The sequence below is a fragment of the Paracoccus sp. (in: a-proteobacteria) genome (genome assembly GCF_035556475.1).
GTDB lineage: Bacteria > Pseudomonadota > Alphaproteobacteria > Rhodobacterales > Rhodobacteraceae > Paracoccus.
This window is the reverse complement of sequence record NZ_DATMFA010000105.1, coordinates 19,872-41,409: the sequence shown is the minus strand read 5'-3', so window position 1 is coordinate 41,409 and position 21,538 is coordinate 19,872. Positions and strand designations below refer to the sequence as shown.

General features: G+C 66.8%; 22 protein-coding genes. 11 read left to right on the top strand and 11 right to left on the bottom strand.

All coding sequences use genetic code 11. The features are described from left to right. Nucleotides 1-63: 63 nt before the first annotated feature. From rpe to VNQ78_RS14395, 8 genes are all read right to left on the bottom strand, one after another. Complete coding sequence (rpe, locus tag VNQ78_RS14430) at nt 64-756, bottom strand: ribulose-phosphate 3-epimerase (protein ID WP_325690972.1); 693 nt, start codon at nt 754-756, stop codon at nt 64-66. Then, entirely contained in the window at nt 753-1,694 is a 942-nt protein-coding gene (cbbX, locus tag VNQ78_RS14425; protein WP_325690970.1) for a CbbX protein, read from the bottom strand. Before cbbX ends, rpe begins: the two co-directional genes overlap by 4 nt. A 67-nt stretch (nt 1,695-1,761) precedes the next feature. Further along, the gene (locus VNQ78_RS14420) at nt 1,762-2,151 is read right to left on the bottom strand and encodes a ribulose bisphosphate carboxylase small subunit (RefSeq protein WP_325690968.1); all 390 of its coding nucleotides are present in this window, start codon (nt 2,149-2,151) and stop codon (nt 1,762-1,764) included. A gap of 11 nt (nt 2,152-2,162) precedes the next feature. Then, a complete protein-coding gene (locus tag VNQ78_RS14415) occupies nt 2,163-3,626 on the bottom strand; it encodes a form I ribulose bisphosphate carboxylase large subunit (protein ID WP_325690966.1) in 1,464 nt (487 codons plus the stop codon). Nucleotides 3,627-3,638: 12 nt separating this feature from the next. Beyond that, nucleotides 3,639-4,718: a class II fructose-bisphosphate aldolase gene (gene fba / locus VNQ78_RS14410; RefSeq protein ID WP_325690964.1), complete on the bottom strand. Its 1,080-nt coding sequence runs from the start codon at nt 4,716-4,718 to the stop codon at nt 3,639-3,641. After that, nucleotides 4,718-6,718: a transketolase gene (gene tkt / locus VNQ78_RS14405; protein WP_325690961.1), complete on the bottom strand. Its 2,001-nt coding sequence runs from the start codon at nt 6,716-6,718 to the stop codon at nt 4,718-4,720. The genes fba and tkt overlap by 1 nt, the downstream gene beginning before the upstream one ends. A gap of 13 nt (nt 6,719-6,731) precedes the next feature. Beyond that, on the bottom strand, nt 6,732-7,604 hold the full coding sequence (locus tag VNQ78_RS14400; protein WP_325690958.1) for a phosphoribulokinase: 873 nt from the start codon (nt 7,602-7,604) through the stop codon (nt 6,732-6,734). 10 nt (nt 7,605-7,614) lie between these two features. Continuing rightward, a complete protein-coding gene (locus VNQ78_RS14395) occupies nt 7,615-8,607 on the bottom strand; it encodes a class 1 fructose-bisphosphatase (protein WP_414694076.1) in 993 nt (330 codons plus the stop codon). Nucleotides 8,608-8,702: 95 nt separating this feature from the next. Here VNQ78_RS14395 and cbbR point away from each other — a divergent pair, with 95 nt between their 5' ends. From cbbR to VNQ78_RS14360, 7 genes are all read left to right on the top strand, one after another. Next, nucleotides 8,703-9,626 carry a LysR family regulator CbbR gene (gene cbbR, locus VNQ78_RS14390; RefSeq protein WP_325690956.1) on the top strand — a complete coding sequence of 308 codons (924 nt, stop codon included), beginning with the start codon at nt 8,703-8,705 and terminating at the stop codon, nt 9,624-9,626. A gap of 97 nt (nt 9,627-9,723) precedes the next feature. Further along, nucleotides 9,724-10,740 (top strand): Hsp33 family molecular chaperone HslO, encoded by a 1,017-nt coding sequence (locus VNQ78_RS14385; RefSeq protein WP_325690954.1) that lies wholly within the window; start codon nt 9,724-9,726, stop codon nt 10,738-10,740. 1 nt (nt 10,741) lies between these two features. Beyond that, nucleotides 10,742-11,338, top strand: a complete 597-nt coding sequence (locus VNQ78_RS14380; RefSeq protein WP_325690952.1) for a CoA pyrophosphatase — start codon at nt 10,742-10,744, stop codon at nt 11,336-11,338. Further along, the gene (locus VNQ78_RS14375) at nt 11,335-12,507 is read left to right on the top strand and encodes a CCA tRNA nucleotidyltransferase (RefSeq protein ID WP_325690950.1); all 1,173 of its coding nucleotides are present in this window, start codon (nt 11,335-11,337) and stop codon (nt 12,505-12,507) included. Before VNQ78_RS14380 ends, VNQ78_RS14375 begins: the two co-directional genes overlap by 4 nt. A gap of 6 nt (nt 12,508-12,513) precedes the next feature. Further along, nucleotides 12,514-14,367, top strand: coding sequence for an ABC transporter ATP-binding protein (locus VNQ78_RS14370; RefSeq protein ID WP_325690948.1), 1,854 nt, complete (start codon nt 12,514-12,516; stop codon nt 14,365-14,367). Then, on the top strand, nt 14,364-15,584 hold the full coding sequence (locus VNQ78_RS14365; protein ID WP_325690946.1) for a class I SAM-dependent RNA methyltransferase: 1,221 nt from the start codon (nt 14,364-14,366) through the stop codon (nt 15,582-15,584). Before VNQ78_RS14370 ends, VNQ78_RS14365 begins: the two co-directional genes overlap by 4 nt. A gap of 65 nt (nt 15,585-15,649) precedes the next feature. Further along, a complete protein-coding gene (locus VNQ78_RS14360) occupies nt 15,650-16,171 on the top strand; it encodes a L,D-transpeptidase family protein (protein ID WP_325690944.1) in 522 nt (173 codons plus the stop codon). An 89-nt stretch (nt 16,172-16,260) separates the two neighbouring features. On the opposite strand, the gene VNQ78_RS14355 is transcribed toward VNQ78_RS14360, so the two are convergent. Beyond that, complete coding sequence (locus VNQ78_RS14355; protein ID WP_325690942.1) at nt 16,261-16,830, bottom strand: CAP domain-containing protein; 570 nt, start codon at nt 16,828-16,830, stop codon at nt 16,261-16,263. Between the two features lie 229 nt (nt 16,831-17,059). On the opposite strand from VNQ78_RS14355, the gene VNQ78_RS14350 reads away from it, so the two are divergent. After that, entirely contained in the window at nt 17,060-17,713 is a 654-nt protein-coding gene (locus VNQ78_RS14350) for a L,D-transpeptidase (protein ID WP_325690940.1), read from the top strand. A 46-nt stretch (nt 17,714-17,759) separates the two neighbouring features. Here VNQ78_RS14350 and hemH read toward each other — a convergent pair whose 3' ends face one another. Together hemH and VNQ78_RS14340 are read right to left on the bottom strand one after the other, a co-directional pair. Next, nucleotides 17,760-18,791: a ferrochelatase gene (gene hemH / locus VNQ78_RS14345; RefSeq protein WP_325690938.1), complete on the bottom strand. Its 1,032-nt coding sequence runs from the start codon at nt 18,789-18,791 to the stop codon at nt 17,760-17,762. Continuing rightward, nucleotides 18,788-19,630, bottom strand: coding sequence for a methyltransferase domain-containing protein (locus tag VNQ78_RS14340; RefSeq protein ID WP_325690935.1), 843 nt, complete (start codon nt 19,628-19,630; stop codon nt 18,788-18,790). The genes hemH and VNQ78_RS14340 overlap by 4 nt, the downstream gene beginning before the upstream one ends. Between VNQ78_RS14340 and VNQ78_RS14335 the strand changes: the two genes are divergently transcribed. Genes VNQ78_RS14335 through VNQ78_RS14325 form a run of 3 tightly spaced genes read left to right on the top strand, consistent with a single transcriptional unit; the run spans nt 19,629 to nt 21,535 of the window. Continuing rightward, a complete protein-coding gene (locus VNQ78_RS14335) occupies nt 19,629-20,384 on the top strand; it encodes a ComF family protein (protein ID WP_325690933.1) in 756 nt (251 codons plus the stop codon). The two genes, VNQ78_RS14340 and VNQ78_RS14335, sit on opposite strands and share 2 nt — an antisense overlap. Nucleotides 20,385-20,420: 36 nt before the next feature. Next, nucleotides 20,421-20,684: a glutaredoxin 3 gene (gene grxC / locus VNQ78_RS14330; protein WP_325691015.1), complete on the top strand. Its 264-nt coding sequence runs from the start codon at nt 20,421-20,423 to the stop codon at nt 20,682-20,684. After that, complete coding sequence (locus VNQ78_RS14325; RefSeq protein WP_325690931.1) at nt 20,681-21,535, top strand: carbon-nitrogen hydrolase family protein; 855 nt, start codon at nt 20,681-20,683, stop codon at nt 21,533-21,535. The genes grxC and VNQ78_RS14325 overlap by 4 nt, the downstream gene beginning before the upstream one ends. Nucleotides 21,536-21,538 lie beyond the last annotated feature (3 nt).

Sequence of the window (21,538 nt, the reverse complement as noted above, 5' to 3'; positions counted from 1 at the left end):
TTTCGGTGTCAGGGCGCGCCTCCGATCGGATCGAAGCCAGCCTAACCCCGCCTCCCGCGGGGATCAACGCAGGGCAGACTCGGCAGCCGACCGGATCGCCCGGATGTTCTCGCCATAGGGCGCGCTGTTCGAAACCGAGCCGCCCTTGAATACGGCGGAGCCCGCGACCAGCACGTCGGCGCCCGCCTCGACGACCAGCGGCGCGGTGGTCGGATCGACGCCGCCATCGATCTCGATATGAACGGGACGGTCGCCAATCATCGCGCGCAGGGCGCGGACCTTCTCGATCTGGCTTTTGATGAACTTCTGCCCGCCAAAGCCGGGGTTCACGGTCATGACGCAGATCAGGTCCAGATCGTCGATCAGCCCCTTCGCCGCCTCGGCCGGAGTGCCGGGGTTCAGCGCCAGCCCCGCCTTGGCGCCACTCGCCCGGATCGCCTGCAAGGTGCGGTGGATATGCGGCCCGGCCTCAAGATGCGCGGTGATGAAATCCGCCCCCGATTCCGCGAAGGCGTCGATATACTGGTCGACGGGCGCGATCATCAGGTGGACGTCCATGACGCCCCGGATATGCGGGCGGATCGCCTTGCAGGTGGCGGGGCCAAAGGTGATGTTCGGGACGAAATGCCCGTCCATCACATCGACATGGACCCAGTCGGCGCCCTGATCCTCAACGGCGCGGATCTCCTGTCCGAAATTGGCGAAATCGGCGGAAAGGATCGAGGGGGCGATCTTGATGCTGCGGTCGAAGCTCATGGCACGTCCTTCCTGCGGCTGCCGTCAATGTCGAGCCCGCCGGAAAAGACGCGGCTCGCGCGGATATCGGCCTCCGTTATCGTGGAAAGCGTTTGGGCGTCAACCACGGCCCCCGCGGAAAAAAGCCGGTTCGCCTGACGTAACTTCGCCCGGTCCAGCGCATTGCGGATGCTGCGGGCATTGGCGAAATGCGGCTGGGCACGGCGCAGCCGGACATATTCCTCCATCGCTTCCGCCCCCGCCGTATCGAACGCATATCCCTGCCCCTCAAGCATGGTGCCCGCGATGCGGCCAAGCTCGTCGTCGGTATAGTCGGGAAACTCGATGTGATGGGCGATGCGCGACCGGAAGCCCGGATTGGCGGCAAAGAAGCGGTCCATCCGGTCGGCATAGCCCGCCATGATCACCACCAGATCGTCGCGATTGTTCTCCATCACCTGCAACAGGATCTCGATCGCCTCCTGCCCGTAATCGCGCTCGTTATCGGGCTTGTAGAGGTAATAGGCCTCGTCGATGAACAGGACGCCCCCCATGGCGCGCTTCAGCACTTCCTTGGTCTTGGGCGCGGTATGGCCGATATACTGCCCGACCAGATCGTCCCGCGTGACCGAGACGAGATGCCCCTTCCTCACATAGCCCAGCCGGTGCAGCAGCCCGGCCATCTTCAGCGCCACCGTCGTCTTGCCGGTGCCGGGATTGCCGGTGAAGGACATGTGCAGCACCGGCGCCTCATGCGCCAGCCCAAGATCGCGCCGCGCCCGGTCGACCAGCAGCAATGCCGCCGTTTCCCTGATCCGCTCCTTCACCGGCGCCAGCCCGATCAGCTCGCGATCCAGCTCGTCCAGGATCTCGCGCACGCCCGAGGATTCATATTCGGCCTGCAGATCCACGGTCTGCGGCTTTCCGGTTGCCAGCGTCTCGCCCACATCGCCATCCATCGGGCTTTTCTCCGTTTTCCAAATACCCTCGGGGGGTCCGGGGGGCCGAAAGCCCCCCGGCTCTGCCTCAGCCGGTCAGCTCATGGGTATAGCGGATATGCCGGCCATCAGCTTCCATCCGCCATGTCCTGAACGACGGCTCGGTCTTCGGGCGATTGACGATGAAGGACATCATCACCGTCTCCCATCCGCGGGTGCTGTCGAAGGCGTTGATGCGGATATAGGCGTCGCCATGCGCCTTTCGGCAGGCGTCCAGCTCCATCATCACGCCCTTTGCGTCCTTCAGGTCGAACATCGGATTGCCCCACATCTCCCAATAGGTATTGCGGGGATGGGGTTCGTCCGTGAACTCGATCCCGACCGCCCAATCGCGCCTCAGGATATATTCCACCTGATCGCGGACCTGCTCGTCGGTCAGGTCGGGCAGGAACGAGAAACAGCCTTGGGTGATACGCATCTTTTCTCTCCTCAGCTGACGGATGCGGTCGGAACGAAGTCCGAGGTGTCGGTGGAGGTGTAGTTGAAGGTGATGTTCCCCCAGGTATCCAGCGCGGCCTCCAGCGGCTTGCACCATTTCGCGGCCTTGCGCAGGACTTCCGGGCCTTCGGTCGCGATGTCGACGCCCTCGTTGCGGGCGAGGACCATCGCCTCCAGCGCCACGCGGTTCGCGGTCGCCCCGGCCTGAATGCCCATCGGATGCCCGATGGTGCCGCCGCCGAATTGCAGAACCACATCATCGCCAAACAGGTCGATCAGCTGGTGCATCTGCCCGGCATGGATCCCGCCCGAGGCGACAGGCATGGTCTTTTTCAGGTTGGCCCAGTCCTGCTCGAAGAAGATGCCGCGCGGCAGGTCGACCTCGTTCACCGTCTCGCGGCAGACATTATAGAAGCCCTGCACGGTCATCGGGTCGCCCTCCAGCTTGCCGACGGCGGTGCCGCAATGCAGGTGGTCCACCCCCGCCATGCGCAGCCATTTCGCGATCACGCGGAAGCTGATGCCGTGGTTCTTCTGGCGGGTATAGGTGCCGTGGCCTGCGCGGTGCATGTGCAGGATCATGTCATTCTGCCGGCACCAGTTCGAGATCGACTGGATCGCCGTCCACCCCACGATCAGGTCGACCATGACGATGACCGAGCCAAGCTCCTTGGCCAATTCGGCGCGGCGATACATCTCCTCCATCGTGCCGGCGGTGATGTTCAGGTAATGGCCCTTGACCTCGCCGGTGACGGCGGTGGCCTTGTTCACCGCCTCCATGCAATAAAGGAAGCGGTCGCGCCAATGCATGAAGGGCTGCGAGTTGATGTTCTCGTCATCCTTCATGAAGTCGAGGCCGCCCTTCAGCCCCTCATAGACCACCCGGCCATAGTTCTTGCCCGAAAGCCCCAGCTTCGGCTTGGTCGTCGCGCCCAGCAGCGGACGGCCGAACTTGTCCAGCCGCTCGCGCTCGACCACGATACCGGTGGGGGGACCGGCAAAGGTCTTCATATAGGCCACCGGGAAGCGCATGTCCTCGAGGCGCGCGGCCTTCAGCGGCTTGAAGCTGAAGACGTTGCCGATGATCGAGGCGGTGACGTTCGCGATCGAGCCTTCCTCGAACAGGATCAGGTCATAGGCGACATAGCAGAAATACTGCCCCGGCGTGCCGGGCACCGGCTCGACCTTGTAGGCCTTGGCGCGATACTGGTCGCAGGCGGTCAGCCGATCGGTCCAGACCACCGTCCATGTCGCGGTCGAGCTTTCGCCAGCAACGGCAGCTGCCGCCTCGATGGGGTCCACGCCCTCCTGCGGCGTGATGCGAAACAAGGCCAGGACATCGGTGTCCTTCGGCTCGTAATCGCCGTCCCAATAGCCCATCTGGGCATATTTCAGCACGCCCGCGGCATAGCGCTTCTTCTTGTCGGTGATTTCGGATTTGCTCATCTCGTTCATAGCGTCCTCCCGTTAAGCGGCGCGCGCGCCGGTGATTGCCGGGTCCAACGCCCCCGACGCGTAGCGTCTGGCCATCTCGTCCATCGGGATGACCCTGATCTTGCCGGCATGGCCCGCCGTGCCGAAGCGTTCGAACCGGTCGCGGCACAAGGCGGTCAGTTCCTCCATGGCGGGGACCATGAATTTCCTCGGATCGAACTCCTCCGGGCGCTCGCGGGCGACCTTGCGGAAATGGCCGGTCATGGCCATGCGGCAATCGGTGTCGATATTGACCTTGCGGACGCCGTGGCGGATGCCGCGCTCGATCTCCTCGACCGGGACGCCATAGGTCTGGGGCATCTCGCCCCCCGCCCCGTTGATCAGATCCTGCAGATATTGCGGCACGCTGGAGGAGCCATGCATCACCAGATGCGTGCCGGGCAGACGGTGGTGGATCGCCTCGATCACATGCATCGCCAGAATGTCGCCATCGGGCTTGCGGCTGAACTTGTAGGCGCCGTGGCTGGTACCGCAGGCGATCGCCAGCGCGTCGCAGCGCGTGCGCTGGACGAAATCCACCGCCTGATCGGGGTCGGTCAGAAGCTGGCTGTGATCCAGCTTGCCCTCGGCGCCCGAACCATCCTCGGCCGCCGCCTCGCCGGTTTCCAGCGACCCCAGCACACCCAGCTCGCCCTCGACCGATGCCCCGACCGCATGGGCGGCTTCCGAGACCTTGGCCGTCACCGCGACGTTGTAGTCGTAATCGGCGGGGGTCTTCATGTCCTCGAGCAGCGAGCCGTCCATCATCACGCTGGTGAAGCCGTGCCGGATCGCCGACATGCAGGTGGCAAGGTTGTTGCCGTGGTCCTGATGCAGGCAGATCGGAATGGTCGGGTTCATCTCGGCCAAGGCCTCGACCATGCGGCGCAGCATGATGTCGCCGGCATAGGACCGCGCGCCGCGGCTGGCCTGCAGGATCACCGGGGCGTCGGTCTGCGCCGCCGCCTTCAGGATCGCGAGCCCCTGTTCCATATTGTTGATGTTGAAGGCGGGCACGCCATAGCCATGTTCGGCGGCGTGGTCGAGAAGCTGTCGCAGCGTGATGAGGGCCATCACTTTCCTCCCTGGATCAGTTGATGGGCAAGCTCCGCCGTAGCCTCGGCGGTGATGCCGAAATGGCGGTAAAGCGCGGGGGCCGGGGCGGATGCGCCAAAGCCCGTCATGCCGATGAAGCCGTCGCCGGGGCGCAGGAAAAGCCCGTCCCAGCCCTGCCGGATCAGCGCCTCGATCCCGACGCGGGGGGCGGTGCCCAGCACCGCCTCGCGCTCGGCCTCCGGGCGGGCGGCGAAAAGCTCGAACGAGGGGGCCGAGACCACCGCCGCCCGTATCCCCTGCCCGGCAAGAAGCTCGGCGGCGGCCAGCGCGATCTCGACCTCGGAGCCGGTGGCGATCAGCGTCGCGTCGCGCGGCCCGTCAGTCCCGCGCAGCAGATAAGCCCCCTGCCTGGTCAGGTTTTCGGTTGCACCGTCCCGAACGGTCGGCAGGTTTTGCCGCGACAGGCACAGGACCGAGGGGGTCCGGGGCGTGGTCAAGGCGATCTCCCATGCCTCGGCAGTCTCGATTGCGTCGGCGGGGCGAAAGACCAGCAGGTTCGGGATGGCGCGCAATGCCGCGACATGCTCGACCGGCTGGTGAGTCGGCCCGTCCTCGCCCAGCCCGATGCTGTCATGGGTCATCACATGGACGACCGGCACCCCCATCAGCGCCCCCAGCCGGATCGCCGGGCGGGAATAGTCGCTGAAGGCCAGGAACGTGCCGCCATAGGGGATCAGCCCGCCATGCAGCGCGATGCCGTTCATCGCCGCCGCCATGCCATGCTCGCGGATGCCATAGTGGATATAGCGCCCCGAGCGATCCTCGGCAGTCACGGCAGTCATGCCCTTGGTCCGGGTATTGTTCGATCCGGTCAGGTCGGCCGAGCCGCCGATGGTGTTCGGCAGGACCGCGTTCACCACCTCCAGCGCCATTTCGCTGGACTTGCGGGTCGCGACCTTGGGCCGTTCCTCGGCCAGCCTTGCGCAGTGATCCGCGGTGGCACGGCGCAGCGCGTCGGCGTCGGGCGCGGCCAGCATGGCAGTAAACATCGGCCTCAGAGGGGAACGGGTCAGCCGCTCCTGCCATGCCGACCGCGCCGCTGCCCCTCGCGCCGAGACCGCGCGCCAGGATTCGGGGATATCCGGCGGCAACGCGAAGGGATCGTGGGTCCATCCCAGATGCTCACGGGCGGCCGCGATTTCAGCCGCGCCCAAGGGTGCGCCATGGACATCGTGACTGCCCTGCTTGTTCGGTGCGCCAAAGCCGATCACCGTGCGGCAGGCGATCAGTGAGGGGCGCGCGTCCCCCTGCGCGGCCTCGATCGCCGCCGCGACCGCCTCACGGTCATGGCCGTCGACGGCCTGCACATGCCAGTTCGATGCCGCGAACCGCGCCTTCTGGTCGGTCGAGGTCGAAAGCCCGGTCCCGCCGTCGATGGTGATGCGGTTGTCGTCCCAGAGGACGATCAGCCGTCCCAGCCGCTGGTGGCCCGCGAAGTCGATCGCCTCCTGGCTGATCCCCTCCATCAGGCAGCCATCGCCGCAGATGACATAGGTGCGGTGATCGACCAGATCGTCGCCGAAGCGCGCATTCATCATCCGCTCGGCCAAAGCCATGCCGACGGCGGTGGCGATCCCCTGCCCAAGCGGGCCGGTCGTCGTCTCGATCCCCTTGGCATGGCCGTATTCGGGATGGCCGGCGGTGCGCGAGCCGAGCTGGCGGAAGGCCCGCAACTCCTCCATCGGCATGTCGTCATAGCCGAGCAAGTGGTTGATCGCATAGACCAGCATCGAGCCATGGCCCGCCGACATCACGAAACGGTCGCGGTCGGGCCATTTGTCATCCGCCGGGTCGATGCGCATGAAGCGGTTGAAGAGGACCGCCGCCACATCGGCCATCCCCATCGGCGCGCCGGGATGGCCGGATTTCGCGGCCTCGACCGCATCCATCGCCAAGACCCGGATCGCGGTCGCCATGCGGGCTTCGGCGTCGGTTTCCATGCGCGTCATCTGGTTCATGGTGGCCCCTCCCTCAGGCGCGTTTCGCTTCGCTGACCATCCGCGTGACCATCGGCGTCAGGATCAGTTGCATCGCCAGATCCATGCGCGGACCCGGAATGACGATGGAATTCGCCCGGCTCATCCACGAGCCCTGGATCATCGTCGTCAGATAGGGAAAATCGATCCCGCGAGGATTGCGGAAGCGGATCACGACAAGGCTTTCGTCCGGCGTTGGGATCCAGCGCGCGATGAACGGGTTCGAGGTATCGACCACCGGCACGCGCTGGAAGTTGATGTCGGTATGGGTGAATTGCGGGCAGATCACATGCACATAGGCGTGCATCCGGCGCAGGATCACATCGGTCACGGCCTCGGTCGAATAACCCCGGCTGGCCTTGTCGCGGTGGATCTTCTGGATCCATTCGAGGTTGATGACCGGCACCACCCCGATCTTCAGATCCGCCTGCCCGGCAATGTCGATGCCGTCGCTGCGGACCGCGCCATGCAGCCCCTCATAGAAGAGCAGGTCCGAGCCAGGCTCGAACGCGGCCCAGGGGGTGAAGGTGCCGGGCGCCTGACCCCAGGTCTCGGCCTCGCGGTCGTCGTGGATATAGTGACGGGTGCGGCCGGTGCCGGTTTCGCCATAGTCGCGAAAGACCGATTCCAGCGTCTCCAGCTCATTCGCGTCGATGCTGAAATGGCTGAAGGTATGGTCCCCGGCCTCGGTCCGCCGGGCCAGCTCTGCCTTCATCGCGGCGCGGTCATAGCGGTGGAAGGCATCGCCCTCGATCGAGACCGCGTTGATGCCCTCGCGCCGGAAGATCTGGTCGAAAGTGTTCTTGATCGTGGTCGTGCCAGCGCCGGAAGAGCCGGTGACGGAAATGATGGGATGTCGCTTGCTCATGGTCTCGCTCTCACGCTCGGAATAGGCCGCGGTTGCCGAAAAGGGCCGAGATCTCGGTCTCAGGCAGGTCGTGATAGGCGGCGATGCGCGCCACCTTTTCGGCGGAACCGAAGACGAAGGGCGTGCGCTGGTGCAGCGCCCGGACATGCTGGTCAAGGATCGGCTCGCAACTGTCGGTTGCTCGCCCGCCCGCCTGTTCGACAAGGAAGGCGATGGGACCGCATTCATAGAGCATCCTGAGCCGGCCCCGCTCATAGCCCTTGCGGCCGTCGGACGGATAGAGGAACACCCCGCCCCGAATAAGGATCCGATGGGTCTCGGCCACCAGAGAGGCGATCCAGCGCATGTTGAAATTCGTCTCGCGCGGGCCTTCGATGCCAGCGAGGCAATCGTCGATATAGGCCCGGACCGGCCGCGACCAATGGCGGTAGTTCGAGGCATTGATCGCAAATTCGAAGGAACAGTCCGGCATCACCTGCCGGGGCGTCACGAGGCGGAAGACATTGGTTTCCGGCTCGAGCGCGTAATGCTGCACCCCGTCGCCGAAGCTGACCATCATCGCGCAGCGCGGGCCATAGATGATATAGCCTCCGGCAAGCTGCTGGCTGACCGGGCGCAGGAAGCTGGCCTCGGCCGTCGCCTCGGCCGGATAGATCGAGAAGATCGTGCCGATCGAGATATTCGCGTCGATATTCGACGAGCCGTCGAGCGGGTCGATCGCGACCGCAAGCGTGCCTTGCGGGTCCAGTTCCAGCGCCTCCTCCTGCTCCTCCGAGGCGAGCCAGCGCACCCCGGCGCCGGCCAGCGCCTTGCAAAACAGGTCATCCGCGATGACGTCGAGAGCTTTCTGGCCGTCCCCGTCGCTGTTCGTCCCGACCAGCCGGCCGAGGTCGCCACCGCGCCGGATCAGTTGCTCCAGCGCGCCACCCGACGCGGCAAGGGCCTGCATGACGGGCAGAAAAGCGGACGGAATGGATGCGGCATCGATGTTTGTGGCGGTCATCGGCCCCTCCCTTGGCGCGGTTCCCGTCTTCTTGTTGACATGCCAGGACTTTCGGGAACATTTAATAATACAAAACGTCTCTTCAGGATTTCCGAATGTCGCGCATCGATGCCGCCACCTTGCGCCAGTTCCGCGCCTTTCGCGCGGTGGTTGAGACCGGCTCGCTGACCGCTGCCGCCGGCGACCTTGGTCTGAGCCCGCCGGCGGTTCATGGCCAGCTTCGCACGCTCGAGGATCTGCTTTCCGCGCCTCTGGTCATCCGGGGCGAGCATGGCGCCTTCCTGCCCACCGAGGAGGGCAAGGCGGTGCTGGAGGCAGAGGCCCAGATCGCCGTGGCGCTGGATGCCTGCGCCCGCCGGATCGCCGCGCTGCAAAGCGGCCATATCGGCAGCGTCTCGCTGGGCGTGGTCTCGACCGGCAAATATTTCGCCCCCCGCCTCGTCGCGGAACTGCGCCAGAGGCTACCCGAGGTCGAGGTTGCGCTGCGCATCGGCAACCGCGATGCCGTGGTCCAATGGCTGACCGCCCGCGCGGTCGATCTGGCCATCATGGGCCGCCCGCCGCGCAGTCCCGCCGTCATCGCCGAGCCGGTCGGCCCCCATCCCCATGTCATCGTCGCCCCGCCCGACCATCCGCTGGCCGCGGCCGATCCCGCCCTGCCGCAAGACCTGCTTGCCGAAACCTTCCTCGCGCGCGAGCGCGGCTCAGGCACGCGGATCCTGATGACCCGGTTCCTCGACCGGATCGGCGACGGCACGCCCTGGCGCATGGTCGAGATGGGCACGAACGAGACGATCAAGCAGGCCGTGATCGCCGGCCTCGGGATCGCGCTGATCTCGCTTCATACCGTGACCGAGGAACTGCGCTCCGGGCGGCTGGTCTCGGTCCGGGCGATCGGGCTGCCGATCCAGCGCAGCTGGTTCCTGATCCGGCGCGAGGATACCGCGCTTTCGCCCGCCGGGCAGCGGGTGCATGACCATATCCGCGACCGGAAAGGCTCGTTCCTGCCGCAGGTCTGACCGCGGCCCCTTGGGGTTTTTTCCGCAGGGCTTATATTGGTGGCAACGCGCGTCGCCGAGCGGCCGGATCGCGCCCACCATTCCGAAGGAAAAATTGATGGCTCAGACAAAGGACCTTTCCTGGGACGACTGCGTGTTGCCCTTTCAACTGGAAGCCTCGGGCGTGCGCGGGCGGATGGCCCGGCTGGGTCCGACCCTCGAACATATCCTGTCGCGGCACGAATATCCGGTCGCGGTCAGCGCCATGGTGGCAGAGCTTGTCACCCTGACCGCCCTGATCGGCCCGACGATCAAGCTGCGCTGGAAGTTGTCGCTGCAGGTGCGCGGCAATGGCGCGATCCGCACGATCGCGACCGACTATTACGCGCCCGAGACCGAGGGCGGCCCCGCCCGCATCCGCGCCTGGGCCAGCTTCGACGCGGACCGGCTGGTCTCGGACCAGCCTGCCTTCGACCAGATCGGGCAGGGCTATTTCGCGGTGCTGATCGACCAGGGCGAGGGCATGACCCCCTATCAGGGCATGACGCCTCTTTCCGGCGGCTCGCTCTCGTCCTGCGCGCAGACCTATTTCGAGCAGTCCGAGCAGCTTCCGACCCGGTTCGAGCTGACCGTCGGCCGTTCGCGGCTGGCCGGGGACAGCGCCGAACATTGGCGGGCGGGCGGCGTCATGCTGCAAACCCTGCCCGCACAGGCGCAGTTCATCCCCGAGGACGGGCAGGAGCTCGAAACGGCCGACATCCTGCAAGGCGCGCAATCCGAGGACTGGACCCGCGCCAATATGCTGATGTCCACGGTCGAGGCGATCGAGCTGGTCGATGCCAGCGTGCCACTGCCCAATCTGGTGTTCCGCCTGTTCCACGAGGAAGAGCCGAGCGCCTTCGAGCGGCAGAACCTGCATTTCGGCTGCTCCTGCACCCCTGACCGCGTGCGCGGCACCTTGTCGATCTATTCGGCCAAGGACATCGCCCATATGACGAACGAGGACGGCATCGTCACCGCCGATTGCCAGTTCTGCGGCGCGCATTACGAGTTCGACCCGCGCAGCCTCGGCTTCGAGGCGACGGTGGACGCGCAGGGAAAGCCCCTGCCGCCCGCCCGGCAAGCGGCGCAGTAAGATGCTGAACGCGCCGCAAACCCTGCTGCGCGATCGGCTGATCGGGGCGCTGTCGGTTCCGGCGGCGCCCTCGTCCGACTATGACTTCGAGGTCGTTCCACCTGCCGAGACGCCTTTGCGTCCCGCAGGCGTCCTTGCCGCCTTTGACGGGCGGGGCCGGCTGATCCTGACCAAGCGCGCCAGCAGCCTGCGCCACCATCCCGGCCAGATCTCGCTGCCGGGCGGCAAGGTCGAGCCCGACGATGCCGACGAGACCGCCGCGGCGCTGCGCGAGGCGCATGAGGAGATCGGCCTCGACCCCGCGCAGGTCGAGGTTCTGGGTACCCTGCCCGCGCATCGCACCGTCACGAACTTCGCCATGATGCCGGTCGTCGGCCTCGTGCGTGGCAATTTCGTGCCGCGTCCCGAGGCGGGCGAGGTCGAGGAGGTCTTTGCCGTCCCCTTCGCCCATATCGCCGATCCCGCGAATTACCGGGTCGAGCGGCGGCGCTGGCTGGGCGGCTGGCGGTCCTATTACGTAGCCCCCTACGGCCCCTATTACATCTGGGGCGCGACGGCCCGCGTGCTGCATTCCCTTGCCCTGCGGCTTGCGGCATGACGCGGCTTGATCACCCCTTCCTGCGCGACCCTGCCTTGCAGCAGGTTCTTGCCGCGCTGACCCGCGACGGCCATCGGGCACTGATCGTCGGGGGCGCGGTCAGGAACGCGCTTCTGGGCGAGCCGATTGCCGATGTGGACATCGCGACCTCGGCCCCGCCCGAGGAGACGCGCCGGCTGGCCGAGGCGGCGGGGCTGCGCGCGGTCCCCACGGGCGTCGATCATGGCACGATCACCGTCGTCGCCGATGGCAAAGGCTTCGAGGTCACGAGTTTTCGCCGCGATGTCGAGACCGATGGCCGCCGCGCCGTCGTGGCCTTTTCCGACCGGATCGAGGATGATGCCGAGCGGCGCGACTTCACCATGAACGCGCTTTACGCGGATGCCTCGGGCGAGGTGCTGGACCCGGTGGGCGGTCTGCCCGACCTCGCCGCGCGGCGGCTGCGCTTTGTCGGCGATCCTGAGGCCCGGATCACCGAGGATTACCTGCGCATCCTGCGTTTTTTCCGCTTTCAGGCCCGCTATGGCGCGAAGGGCGCGGCCGACCCCGCCGCGCTTGCCGCCTGCACCGCGCTGGCAGAGGGGCTCGACCGCATCTCGAAAGAGCGGATCGGGGCCGAGATGCGCAAGCTCCTCGCCGCGCCCGATCCGACCGAGGCCGTGGCGCTGATGGATCAGGCGGGCATTCTTGCCCGCATCCTGCCCGGCGCGGATGCGCGCGCCCTGCCCGGACTGGTCGCGGCGGAACGCGAGGCGGAAGAGACCCCGAATTGGCAGACAAGGCTTGCCCTGCTGGCCCCTGCCGACGCCTTGCGCGATCTGCGCCTGTCCCGTGACGAGGCCCGGCTCCATGACCGCATCACCGCGGCCACGCAGCTCGACCCTGCCGAGGCGGGCTTCCGTCATGGCGCCGCCATCGCCCGCCCGGCCGCGCTGATCCGCCGGGCGCGGGGCATGGCCCTTGCCCCCGACTGGCAGGAGCGCATAGCCCGCGCGGCCGAGGCCCGCCTGCCCCTTGCCGCCGCCGACCTGATGCCCGCCCTTTCCGGCCCCGCCCTTGGCGAGGCCCTGCGCCGGGCCGAGGATGCCTTTGTCGCCAGCGATTTCGCCCTGCCCCGCGATGCCTTGCTGCGCATCGCACTGGAACGACAGGACGCCATGAAAGGTTGATGCGAGATGCATGAATATTTCGCCCGCATGATCGACGCCTTCCGCCCGGCTGACGGCCCGCCGCCCCGCAAGCTGCTGGCCTTCTTCCGCTGGTGCCTGTCTGGCGCCTGGCCGGGGCTGACGCTGGCCGCGATCACCTCGGCGCTTGGCGGTGCCGCGGATGTGCTTTCCGCCGTGCTGCTGGGCTGGGTGGTCGATGCGGTGGTCGTCACCCCTGCCGACCAGATCTGGACCGAGCATGGCGGCCTCCTCGCCGGTTTCGCGATCTTCTTCCTGATCGTCCGCCCCGCGATCTTCGGCCTTTCGACGGCCAGTTCCAGCGTCATCATCGGGCCGAACGTGCTGCCTCTGGTCCTGTCGCGGCTGCATCGCTGGACGATGGGCCATTCCGTGACCTTCTTCGACAACGACTTCGCCGGGCGGATTGCACAAAAGCAGATGCAGACGGCGCGCGCGGTCACGGATGTCGCCTCCGAAATGGTGAACGTGGTGGCTTTCGCGCTGGCCTCGGTGCTGGGTTCGGCTGCGTTCCTCGTCTCGATCGACGGCTGGGGGGCCTTGGCGCTGCTGGTCTGGCTCGCTTCCTATTTCCTGCTGATCCGCTTTTTCCTGCCGCGCATCCGCGTCACCTCGGCCAGCCGCGCGTCGGCCCGCGCCATGGTCACGGGGCAGGTCGTCGACACCATCACCAACATCAAGACCGTCAAGCTTTTCGCCCATGCCGACCACGAGGATCGCGCCGCGCTTGGCGCGATGGCCGGCTTCCGCGAGCGGGCGCTGGATTTCGGGCGCGTCAGCTCGTGGTTCCGGCTGTCGCTGATGGCGATTGCCGGCGCGCTGCCGGTCATCCTTGTCGGCGGCACCATGCTGCTCTGGCGCGAAGGGATGGCCACGGCAGGCGACATCGCGGCGGCGGGGGCGATCGCGATGCGCCTTGCGCAGATGACCGGCTGGGTCAGCATGGCGCTGATGGGCGTCTGGGGCTCGATCGGCGAGGTCGAGGACGGGATGCAGACCCTGTCGCCGCCCCACAGCCTGACCGATGCGCCCGATGCGCTGGTGCTGGGCCGGGTCTCGGGGCGCGTCGATTTCGACCATGTCGATTTCACCTATGGCCGGGAGGAGGGCGGCATTCGCGACCTCGACCTGCATATCGCTCCGGCCGAGAAGCTGGGGATCGTCGGCGCCTCGGGCGCGGGCAAGTCCACCATGGTCTCGCTGCTGCTCAGGCTCTACGACGTCGAGCGCGGCGCGGTCCTGATCGACGGCCACGACATCCGGCAGGTGACGCAGGAAAGCCTGCGCCAGAACATCGCCATGGTCACGCAGGAGACCGCGATGTTCAACCGCTCGGCGCGCGATAACATCCTCTATGGCCGCCCGGACGCGACGATGGAGGAGGTGATCGCCGCCGCCAAGGCCGCCGAGGCGCATGACTTCATCCTGAACCTGCGCGACCATGCCGGGCGCAAGGGCTATGACGCCCATCTGGGCGAGCGCGGGGTGAAGCTTTCGGGCGGGCAGCGCCAGCGCATCGCCTTGGCCCGCGCCCTGCTGAGGGACGCGCCCATCCTTGTGCTGGACGAGGCGACGAGCGCGCTCGACAGCGAGGTCGAGGCGCAGGTTCAGGCCGCGCTGCATCGCGCCATGCAGGGCAAGACGGTCATCGCCATCGCCCACCGCCTCTCGACCATTGCCGAGCTTGACCGCATCGTCGTGCTGGAGCAGGGACGTATCGTCGAGCAGGGCAGCCACGCCGACCTGCTGGCGCGGGACGGCACCTATGCCCGCTATTGGAACCGCCAGTCCGGCGGCTTCCTCGGCACCGATGACGACGACGCGACGGAGGCCGCGGCATGACGATCTGGACCGTCGAGCGGCTGGGCCGCAAGGGCGACGGCGTGGCCTTGGCCGAGGGCGCGCGGGCACTGGCCGCCCTGACCCTGCCCGGCGAGGTGATCGAGGGCGAGGCAGAGGACGGACGCCTTGCGGCCCCGCGCATCGTCACGCCCTCCGACACGCGCGTTCGCCCGCCCTGCCAGCATTACCGCGCCTGCGGCGGCTGCACGCTGATGCATGGCTCGGACGCTTTCGTGCGCGACTGGAAGGTCGGCGTCGTGACCGAGGCGCTGCGGGCGCAGGGCTTGGCCGCGCCGATCGCGGGCGTCCATGTCTCGCCACCCCGGTCGCGCCGGCGGGCAGTGCTGTCGGGACGCCGGACCAAGAAGGGCGCATTGCTGGGCTTTCACGCGCGCGCGTCCGAGATCATCGTCGACATCGCCGATTGCCATGTGCTGCGTCCCGCCATCCAGTCCGCGCTGCCGCTGCTGCGCCGGATCGTCATTGCCGGCGCTTCCCGCGCGGGCGAGCTGTCGCTGGCCGTGACCGAGACGGCGGCGGGGCTCGACGTCGCGGTCTCGGGCGGGAAACCCATGGACCCCGCCCTGCTCGAGGCGCTGGCCGCCCTCGCGGCCGAGGGTGACCTCGCCCGGCTGGCCTGGGGTGACGAGGCCATCATCCGCCGCCCGCCCGCGATCCCCTTTGGCCGTGCGCAGGTCGTGCCGCCCCCGGCCGCCTTCCTTCAGGCCACCGCCGAGGGCGAGGCGGCGCTCGTCGCGGCCACGCGGGACATCACCAAGGGGGCGGGGCGTATCCTCGACCTCTTCGCGGGCTGCGGGACGTTCACCCTGCCTCTGGCCGAAACGGCCGAGATCCATGCGGTCGAGGGTCTTGCCGCACCGCTTCGGGCGCTGGAGGCCGGTGCCAAGCACGCCACCGGTTTGCGGCGAATCACGACCGAGATTCGCGACCTTGCGCGGCGCCCGCTTCTGCCCGACGAACTGGCTTATGACGCGATCGTGATCGACCCGCCGCGCGCCGGGGCCGAGGCGCAGGCGCGTCAGATCGCGCTGTCATCCGTGCCGAAAATTGCATGGATCAGCTGCGATCCGGTCAGTTTTGCAAGGGACGCACGGATTCTGGCCGAGAAAAACTTCGCGATTGCGCGGCTTTACATCGTGGACCAGTTCCGCTGGTCACCCCATGTCGAAACCGTGGCGGAATTTCGCCGAAGCTAGCGAGAATTCGCCGACTGTGCTATTCCATGCCCAAACAAACGTGCGCAGGCACTTAGAGGGCAGTGATGGTAAGGGCAATTCGCGCAGGGATCGCGGTGGTCACGCTTTTCTTGCTGGCCAGTTGCGGCGGCGACAGTGCGCAGCCGCACAACAAGTTCAAATCCTATAGCGGTCCCCCGGTGACGCAGGTTGTCGTCAAGAAGGGGGAGCGCAAGATGTACATGGTCAGCGGACGCACCGTCCTTGCCAGCTATGACATCAACCTCGGCAACCAGCCGGTGGGCGCCAAGCAGTTCGAGGGCGATGGCCGCACGCCCGAGGGCATGTATTTCATCGACCGCAAGAATCCGCGCAGCCGCTATCATCTCTCGGTCGGGATTTCCTATCCTGCGGCCAAGGATATCGCCTATGCCGCGTCGATGGGGCTGCGCCCCGGTGGGGACATCATGATCCACGGGCTTGGACCCGACGGGCGGGCGCTGAACCGGCCGGACTGGACCGCCGGCTGCATCGCCGTCAGCGACGAGGAGATCGAGGACATCTTCGCCATGCTGAGCCCCGGCGTCCCGGTCTTCATCTATCCCTGACACTTCCAGCCACGGAATGCAGAAGGCCCCGGCAATCCCGGGGCCTTCTGGTTTCTGGAGGAAGGCGGGTGGGCCATGCGGCCCTGCCCTTACAGTCCCGGCGCCGAAGCCATCGCGAAGCCGCCGCCCGAGACCGGCGCGGCCATCGTGCCCGATCCGGTCAGCAGCACCCACCAGATCTTGCCCGACGGCTCCTGGAACCAGCCGATGCCGAAATCGGTGACGCGCGGGTCCATGATGACGTCGCGGGTGTCGCGGGTCTGCATCCATGCGTTGAGCGTGGTGACCTCGTTCTCGTAGGTCTCCGAGATGTTCTCGCCGATCAGGTGGCCCATATACCCCTGCCGCCGGATCCGGTCGAGCGGCGAGGAGCCGTCCGAGCCGAAGTGCCAGGCGCGGTTCTGCGCCGACATGTCGCGGGCATGGGCTTTGGCCGCCTGATCCAGCATCGGGTTCTGCGCCACCGGCGGGGCGCCGACATTGGCGCGAAGCTGGTTGATCTGCCCGGCAAGGCGGGCGGGGATCTGCGCCTCTTCCTTGGGCGTGATCTTGTAGGCCACGGGGATCGGCTGGCCGTCGGGGCCAAGTTGCGGGCCCTGCTTCTGGCAGGCCGTCAGCGCAAGCACCGAAACAAGCGCAATGGTTGCAAATTTCATCATGTTGGTTCTGTCCCGGAGAAACTTTTGCGACAGCCATACAAAAGCGAGCGGCGGCCTTCAAACCCAAGATTGCGTGAGCGCAACAGCCTGAGGCCCTGTTGCGACAATGACGCTTGTTTGAATTGCATGGCCGCCTTCGGGGGCGTAATTCCCCGCTCAGCACGACCTCATCGCAAATCGGGCAGAGAAGGCCGCTGAAGGCGGTCCGGGACATATTCAGGAGCGACAGATGATCACGTCGAAAAATCCGGTCTCGCGCCGGAAATTTCTAACCACGTCAATGGCAGTCGGGGCAGCGGGCCTTGCCGCGCCGGCCATCGCACAGCAGATCGACCCCTATACCGGCCAGCCCCTGCAGGGCACCGCCGGCGGCGCCACCCCGGATGCGGGCATGGTGCAATACGACAATACCCAGGATTCGCGCCGGAACATCTCCAGCTTCCGCATGCAGGACTGGCAGCCCTATTTCAGCAATCTCACGAATGGCGCGATCCTGGTCGACCTGACCTCGCGCGCGCTGCATTACTGGTCCGAGGATCAGACGGTCTACAAGCTTTTCCCGACCTCGGTTCCGGTCAGCGCCGACCTGACCCGCACCGGCCGGACCGAGATTATCAAGAAGGTGAAGGGTCCGACCTGGTCGCCCACACCCGAGATGAAGAAGCGCAACCCGGAATGGCCGGATTTCGTGCCCGCCGGGCCGGACAACCCGCTGGGCACCCATGCGCTGTGGCTGAGCTGGCAGTATTACCGCATCCACGGCACGCATGACACGCGCAAGATCGGCCGCAAATCCTCGAACGGCTGCATCGGGCTTTACAACGAGCATATCCAGCAGCTCTACGACCTGACCACGATCGGGACGCAAGTTCTGTTGATCTAGGACCGGAACAGGAAAGGCCCCCGACGGGGGCCTTTTTCGTTTCCGCTCAGATCCAGCCGCCGAGGTTTTCCCCGATCAGCGCCGTCAGCATGTCGAGATGCGCGGCCTCGGCGTTCAGGCAGGGGATATAGGTGAATTCCTCGCCCCCGGCATGGATGAACGCCTCGCGGATCTCGCCCTGGATCTCCTCCAGCGTCTCGACGCAATCGGCCGAGAAGGCGGGCGAGATGACGGCGATGCGGGTGATGCCGCGCTTGGCCAGTTCCGCGACATGCTCGACGGTATAGGGGCGCAGCCACTCCTCCTTGCCGAAGACCGACTGGAAGGTCGTGTCGATCCTGTCCCGGTCCCAGCCCAGCCGCTCGCAAAGCAGGCGCGAGGTCTTCTGGCACTGGCAATGATAGGGGTCGCCCTCCAGCAGATAGCGTTTCGGCATCCCGTGATAGCTTGCGACCAGCTTCGCAGGCTGGCTGCCGCCAAGGGCGCGTTCGACCGATCCGGCCAGCGCGGCGATATAGTCGGGCCGGTCGAAATAGGGCGCGACGGTCCGGGCGCTCGGCTGCCATTTCTGATCCATCAACGCCCGGAAGAACTGGTCATTCGCGGTGGCCGAGGTCGCGCCCGCATATTGCGGATAAAGCGGCAGGAACAGGATGCGGTCACAGCCCGCCTTGACCATCCGCTCGACCACGGATGCGGTCGAGGGATTACCATAACGCATGCAGAAATCGACCATGACCCGGTCGCCCCAAAGCGCCTCTGCCCTTTCGCGAAGGCCCGCCACCTGCTCTTTGGTGATGGTCATCAACGGGCTTTCATTCGCCTCGTTGTTCCAGATGCTGCGGTAATTCGCGCCCGAGCTGAAGGGCCGCTTGGTCAGAATGATCCCCTGCAGGATCGGCTGCCATTTCCAGCGCGGCAGGTCGATGACCCGCTTGTCCGAGAGAAACTCGTTCAGATAGCGCCGCATCGACCAGTAATCGGTCGCGTCCGGTGTGCCCAGATTGGCGACAAGGACGCCGATCCGGCGCGGCGGAATGTCTGGATGGTCTGCGGGCGCGTGGGGCGGACGGGTCATTCCTGCGGCTTCCTCATGCTGGCGAGTGCGTCGGCCAGAGGCATCTTTGCCGAACCCGGCCGGAGCGGTTTCTGCTGGCTCTGATCCGGCGCCCATCCGGTCAGGAAAATCAGGTCGAAGGTCGCGCGGACCCGGCCCGGATTCTCGGGGTCGGGATGGGTTTCGTCATAGATCTGCGCGGCGCGGACCAGAACCTCGCGGCGGGTCGGGTGGCGCAGGCGGCCTGCCAGCGCATTCCCCTCGCCCATGCCGCGCAGGTCATGGGCAAGATGGAGCAGGTTGCGATAGCTGACATGGCGCGTGATCTGGTCGGCCACCGGAAGGGCAAGGCCGGCCCGGCCCGGCAAGGCACCAAACTCGCGGATCTCGGCCATCGGTAGGACGCGGGGCGAGAGGCCGCCCGTGACCTCGACCTCGGCGCGGGTCAGCGCCTCGCGCAACTCATTGAGGCTGCGCCCGCCGGGGCAGGCGGCGATGAACAGCCCGTCGGGGCGAAGCGCGCGGGCGCATTGCACGATCTGCCCGACCGGATCCTCGGCCCAGTGCAGCGCCATGGCGTGGATGACCAGATCATGCGCGCCCGGTTCAAGCTGCAACTCGGCGCTGTCCGGCACGATCCGCGCCGAGGGCATGGCCGCGGCCCAGAAGGCAGGCTGCCCGGTCACCACGGCGATGTTTTTAAACCTTCTGTTTACCTCTGCGAGCCTATCCTCGATCTCGTCCGCGACGAGTTGATGCAGGAAATCGACAAACCCTGAACGCCCGGCGCGGGCACGGTTGCGCTCAAGCGCGGCACGATCGGTCAATCCAGGGACGGAGCTTTGGCGGGCAGGTATCATGGAGGCGCACAATAGGGGGCTTCGCGGCCTGATGAAAGGCGCATTGCGGCTGGTCTATCCGCCGCAATGCCTGTGCTGCGGCGACGCGGTGGCCGAGGAGGGCGCGCTTTGCGCCGCCTGCTGGGCCGAGGCGGATTTCATCGCGGGCGCCTGCTGCTCGCGCTGCGGTGCGCCGCTGCCCGATGCCGGGCTCAAAGAGGAGGAGGACGAGCTTCTGCTTTGTGACGACTGCCTTCGCCTGCCCCGGCCGTGGCTGCGCGGGCGCGCCGCGCTGGTCTATCGCGGCACGGGCCGCAAGCTTTTGTTGATGCTGAAGCATGGCGACCGGCCCGACCTCGCCCCGGCCCTTGGGGATTGGGTCGCGCGCGCCGCCGGACCGCTGGTGCGTCCCGACATGGTGGTGGTGCCGGTGCCGGTGCATCTGCGCCGCCTCGCGCGGCGGAAATACAATCAGGCGGCGCTGCTGGCCGAGCGGGTCGCAAGGGTTCATCGCCTCACCCACCTGCCCCATGCCCTGATCCGCCGGCGCAACACGCCGATGCAGGATCATGGCAGCGTCGGGGACCGGTTCGCGAATGTCGCCGATGCGATGCGGATCGGCGCGCGCGCCGGGATCGAGGGGCGGGCCGTGCTGCTGGTCGATGACGTCATGGCCTCGGGCGCGACGCTGGCCGAGGCGGCGGAGGTGCTGCGCCAGGCCGGATCGGGTCCGGTTTCGGTCGTGGTTCTGGCGCGCGCCGTCAAGGATACCTAGATAGGTGTGGAAACCGAAAACCGCGAAAGCAGAACGATGCCCAAGGTCGAGATCTATACCACCCCCACCTGCCCCTATTGCATGGCCGCCAAGGCGCTGCTGTCGCGCAAGGGGATCACCTTCGAGGAAACCGATGTCAGCCGCGACCCCGACCTGCGCGTCGCGATGACCCAGCGTGCCGGCGGGCGCCGCACGGTGCCGCAGATCTTCATCGACGGGCAGCATGTCGGCGGCAGCGACGACATCCACCTGCTGGACCGTCAGGGCAAGCTGGACGACCTGCTCGGCATCTCAGCATGACAGAGGCGCCGGTCACGGCAGGGCTGATCCAGCTTTGCGTCTCTGATGACCCGGAGCGCAACCTGCCGCAGACCCGCGCCCTGATTCGCGAGGCCGCCGGGCGAGGCGCGGATTTCGTGCTGACGCCCGAGGCCAGCAATATCCTCAACGCCGATCGCGAGACGCAGGAGCGTGTCCTGCGCACCGAGGATGACGACCCGACCCTCGCCGCGCTGCGGGCGGAGGCGCGCGACCTCGGAATCTGGCTGCTGATCGGCTCGCTCTCGCTGAAGACCCGCGACGCGGCGGATACCCGATTTGCGAATCGCAGCTTCCTGATCGCCCCGGATGGAGGGATCAGGGCGCGTTATGACAAGCTCCACATGTTCGACGTGACCGTGTCCGAGGCGGAAAGCTATCGCGAATCCGCGGCCTTCCGGCCCGGAGACGTGGCGGTTCTGGCGCAGGGGCCGTGGCCGGTCGGGATGACGGTTTGCTATGACCTGCGCTTTCCCCATCTCTACCGCGACCTCGCCAAGGCCGGTGCGCATATCCTGACCGTGCCCGCGGCCTTCAACGACACCACCGGCGCCGCCCATTGGGAGGTGCTGCTGCGCGCCCGTGCGATCGAGACCGGCAGCTATGTTCTTGCCCCGGCCCAATGCGGGACGCATGAGAATCACCTGTGCCCCGGCCGCAAGCCGCGCCGGAGCCATGGCCATTCGCTGGCCGTCGATCCCTGGGGCAAGGTGATCGCCGATGGCGGCACCGAACCCGGCGTCACGCTGGTATCACTTGACCCGGCCGCGATAGTCGGGGCACGTTCCCGAATTCCCTCCCTGACCCACGACCGGGTGTATTCGGGACCATGAGAG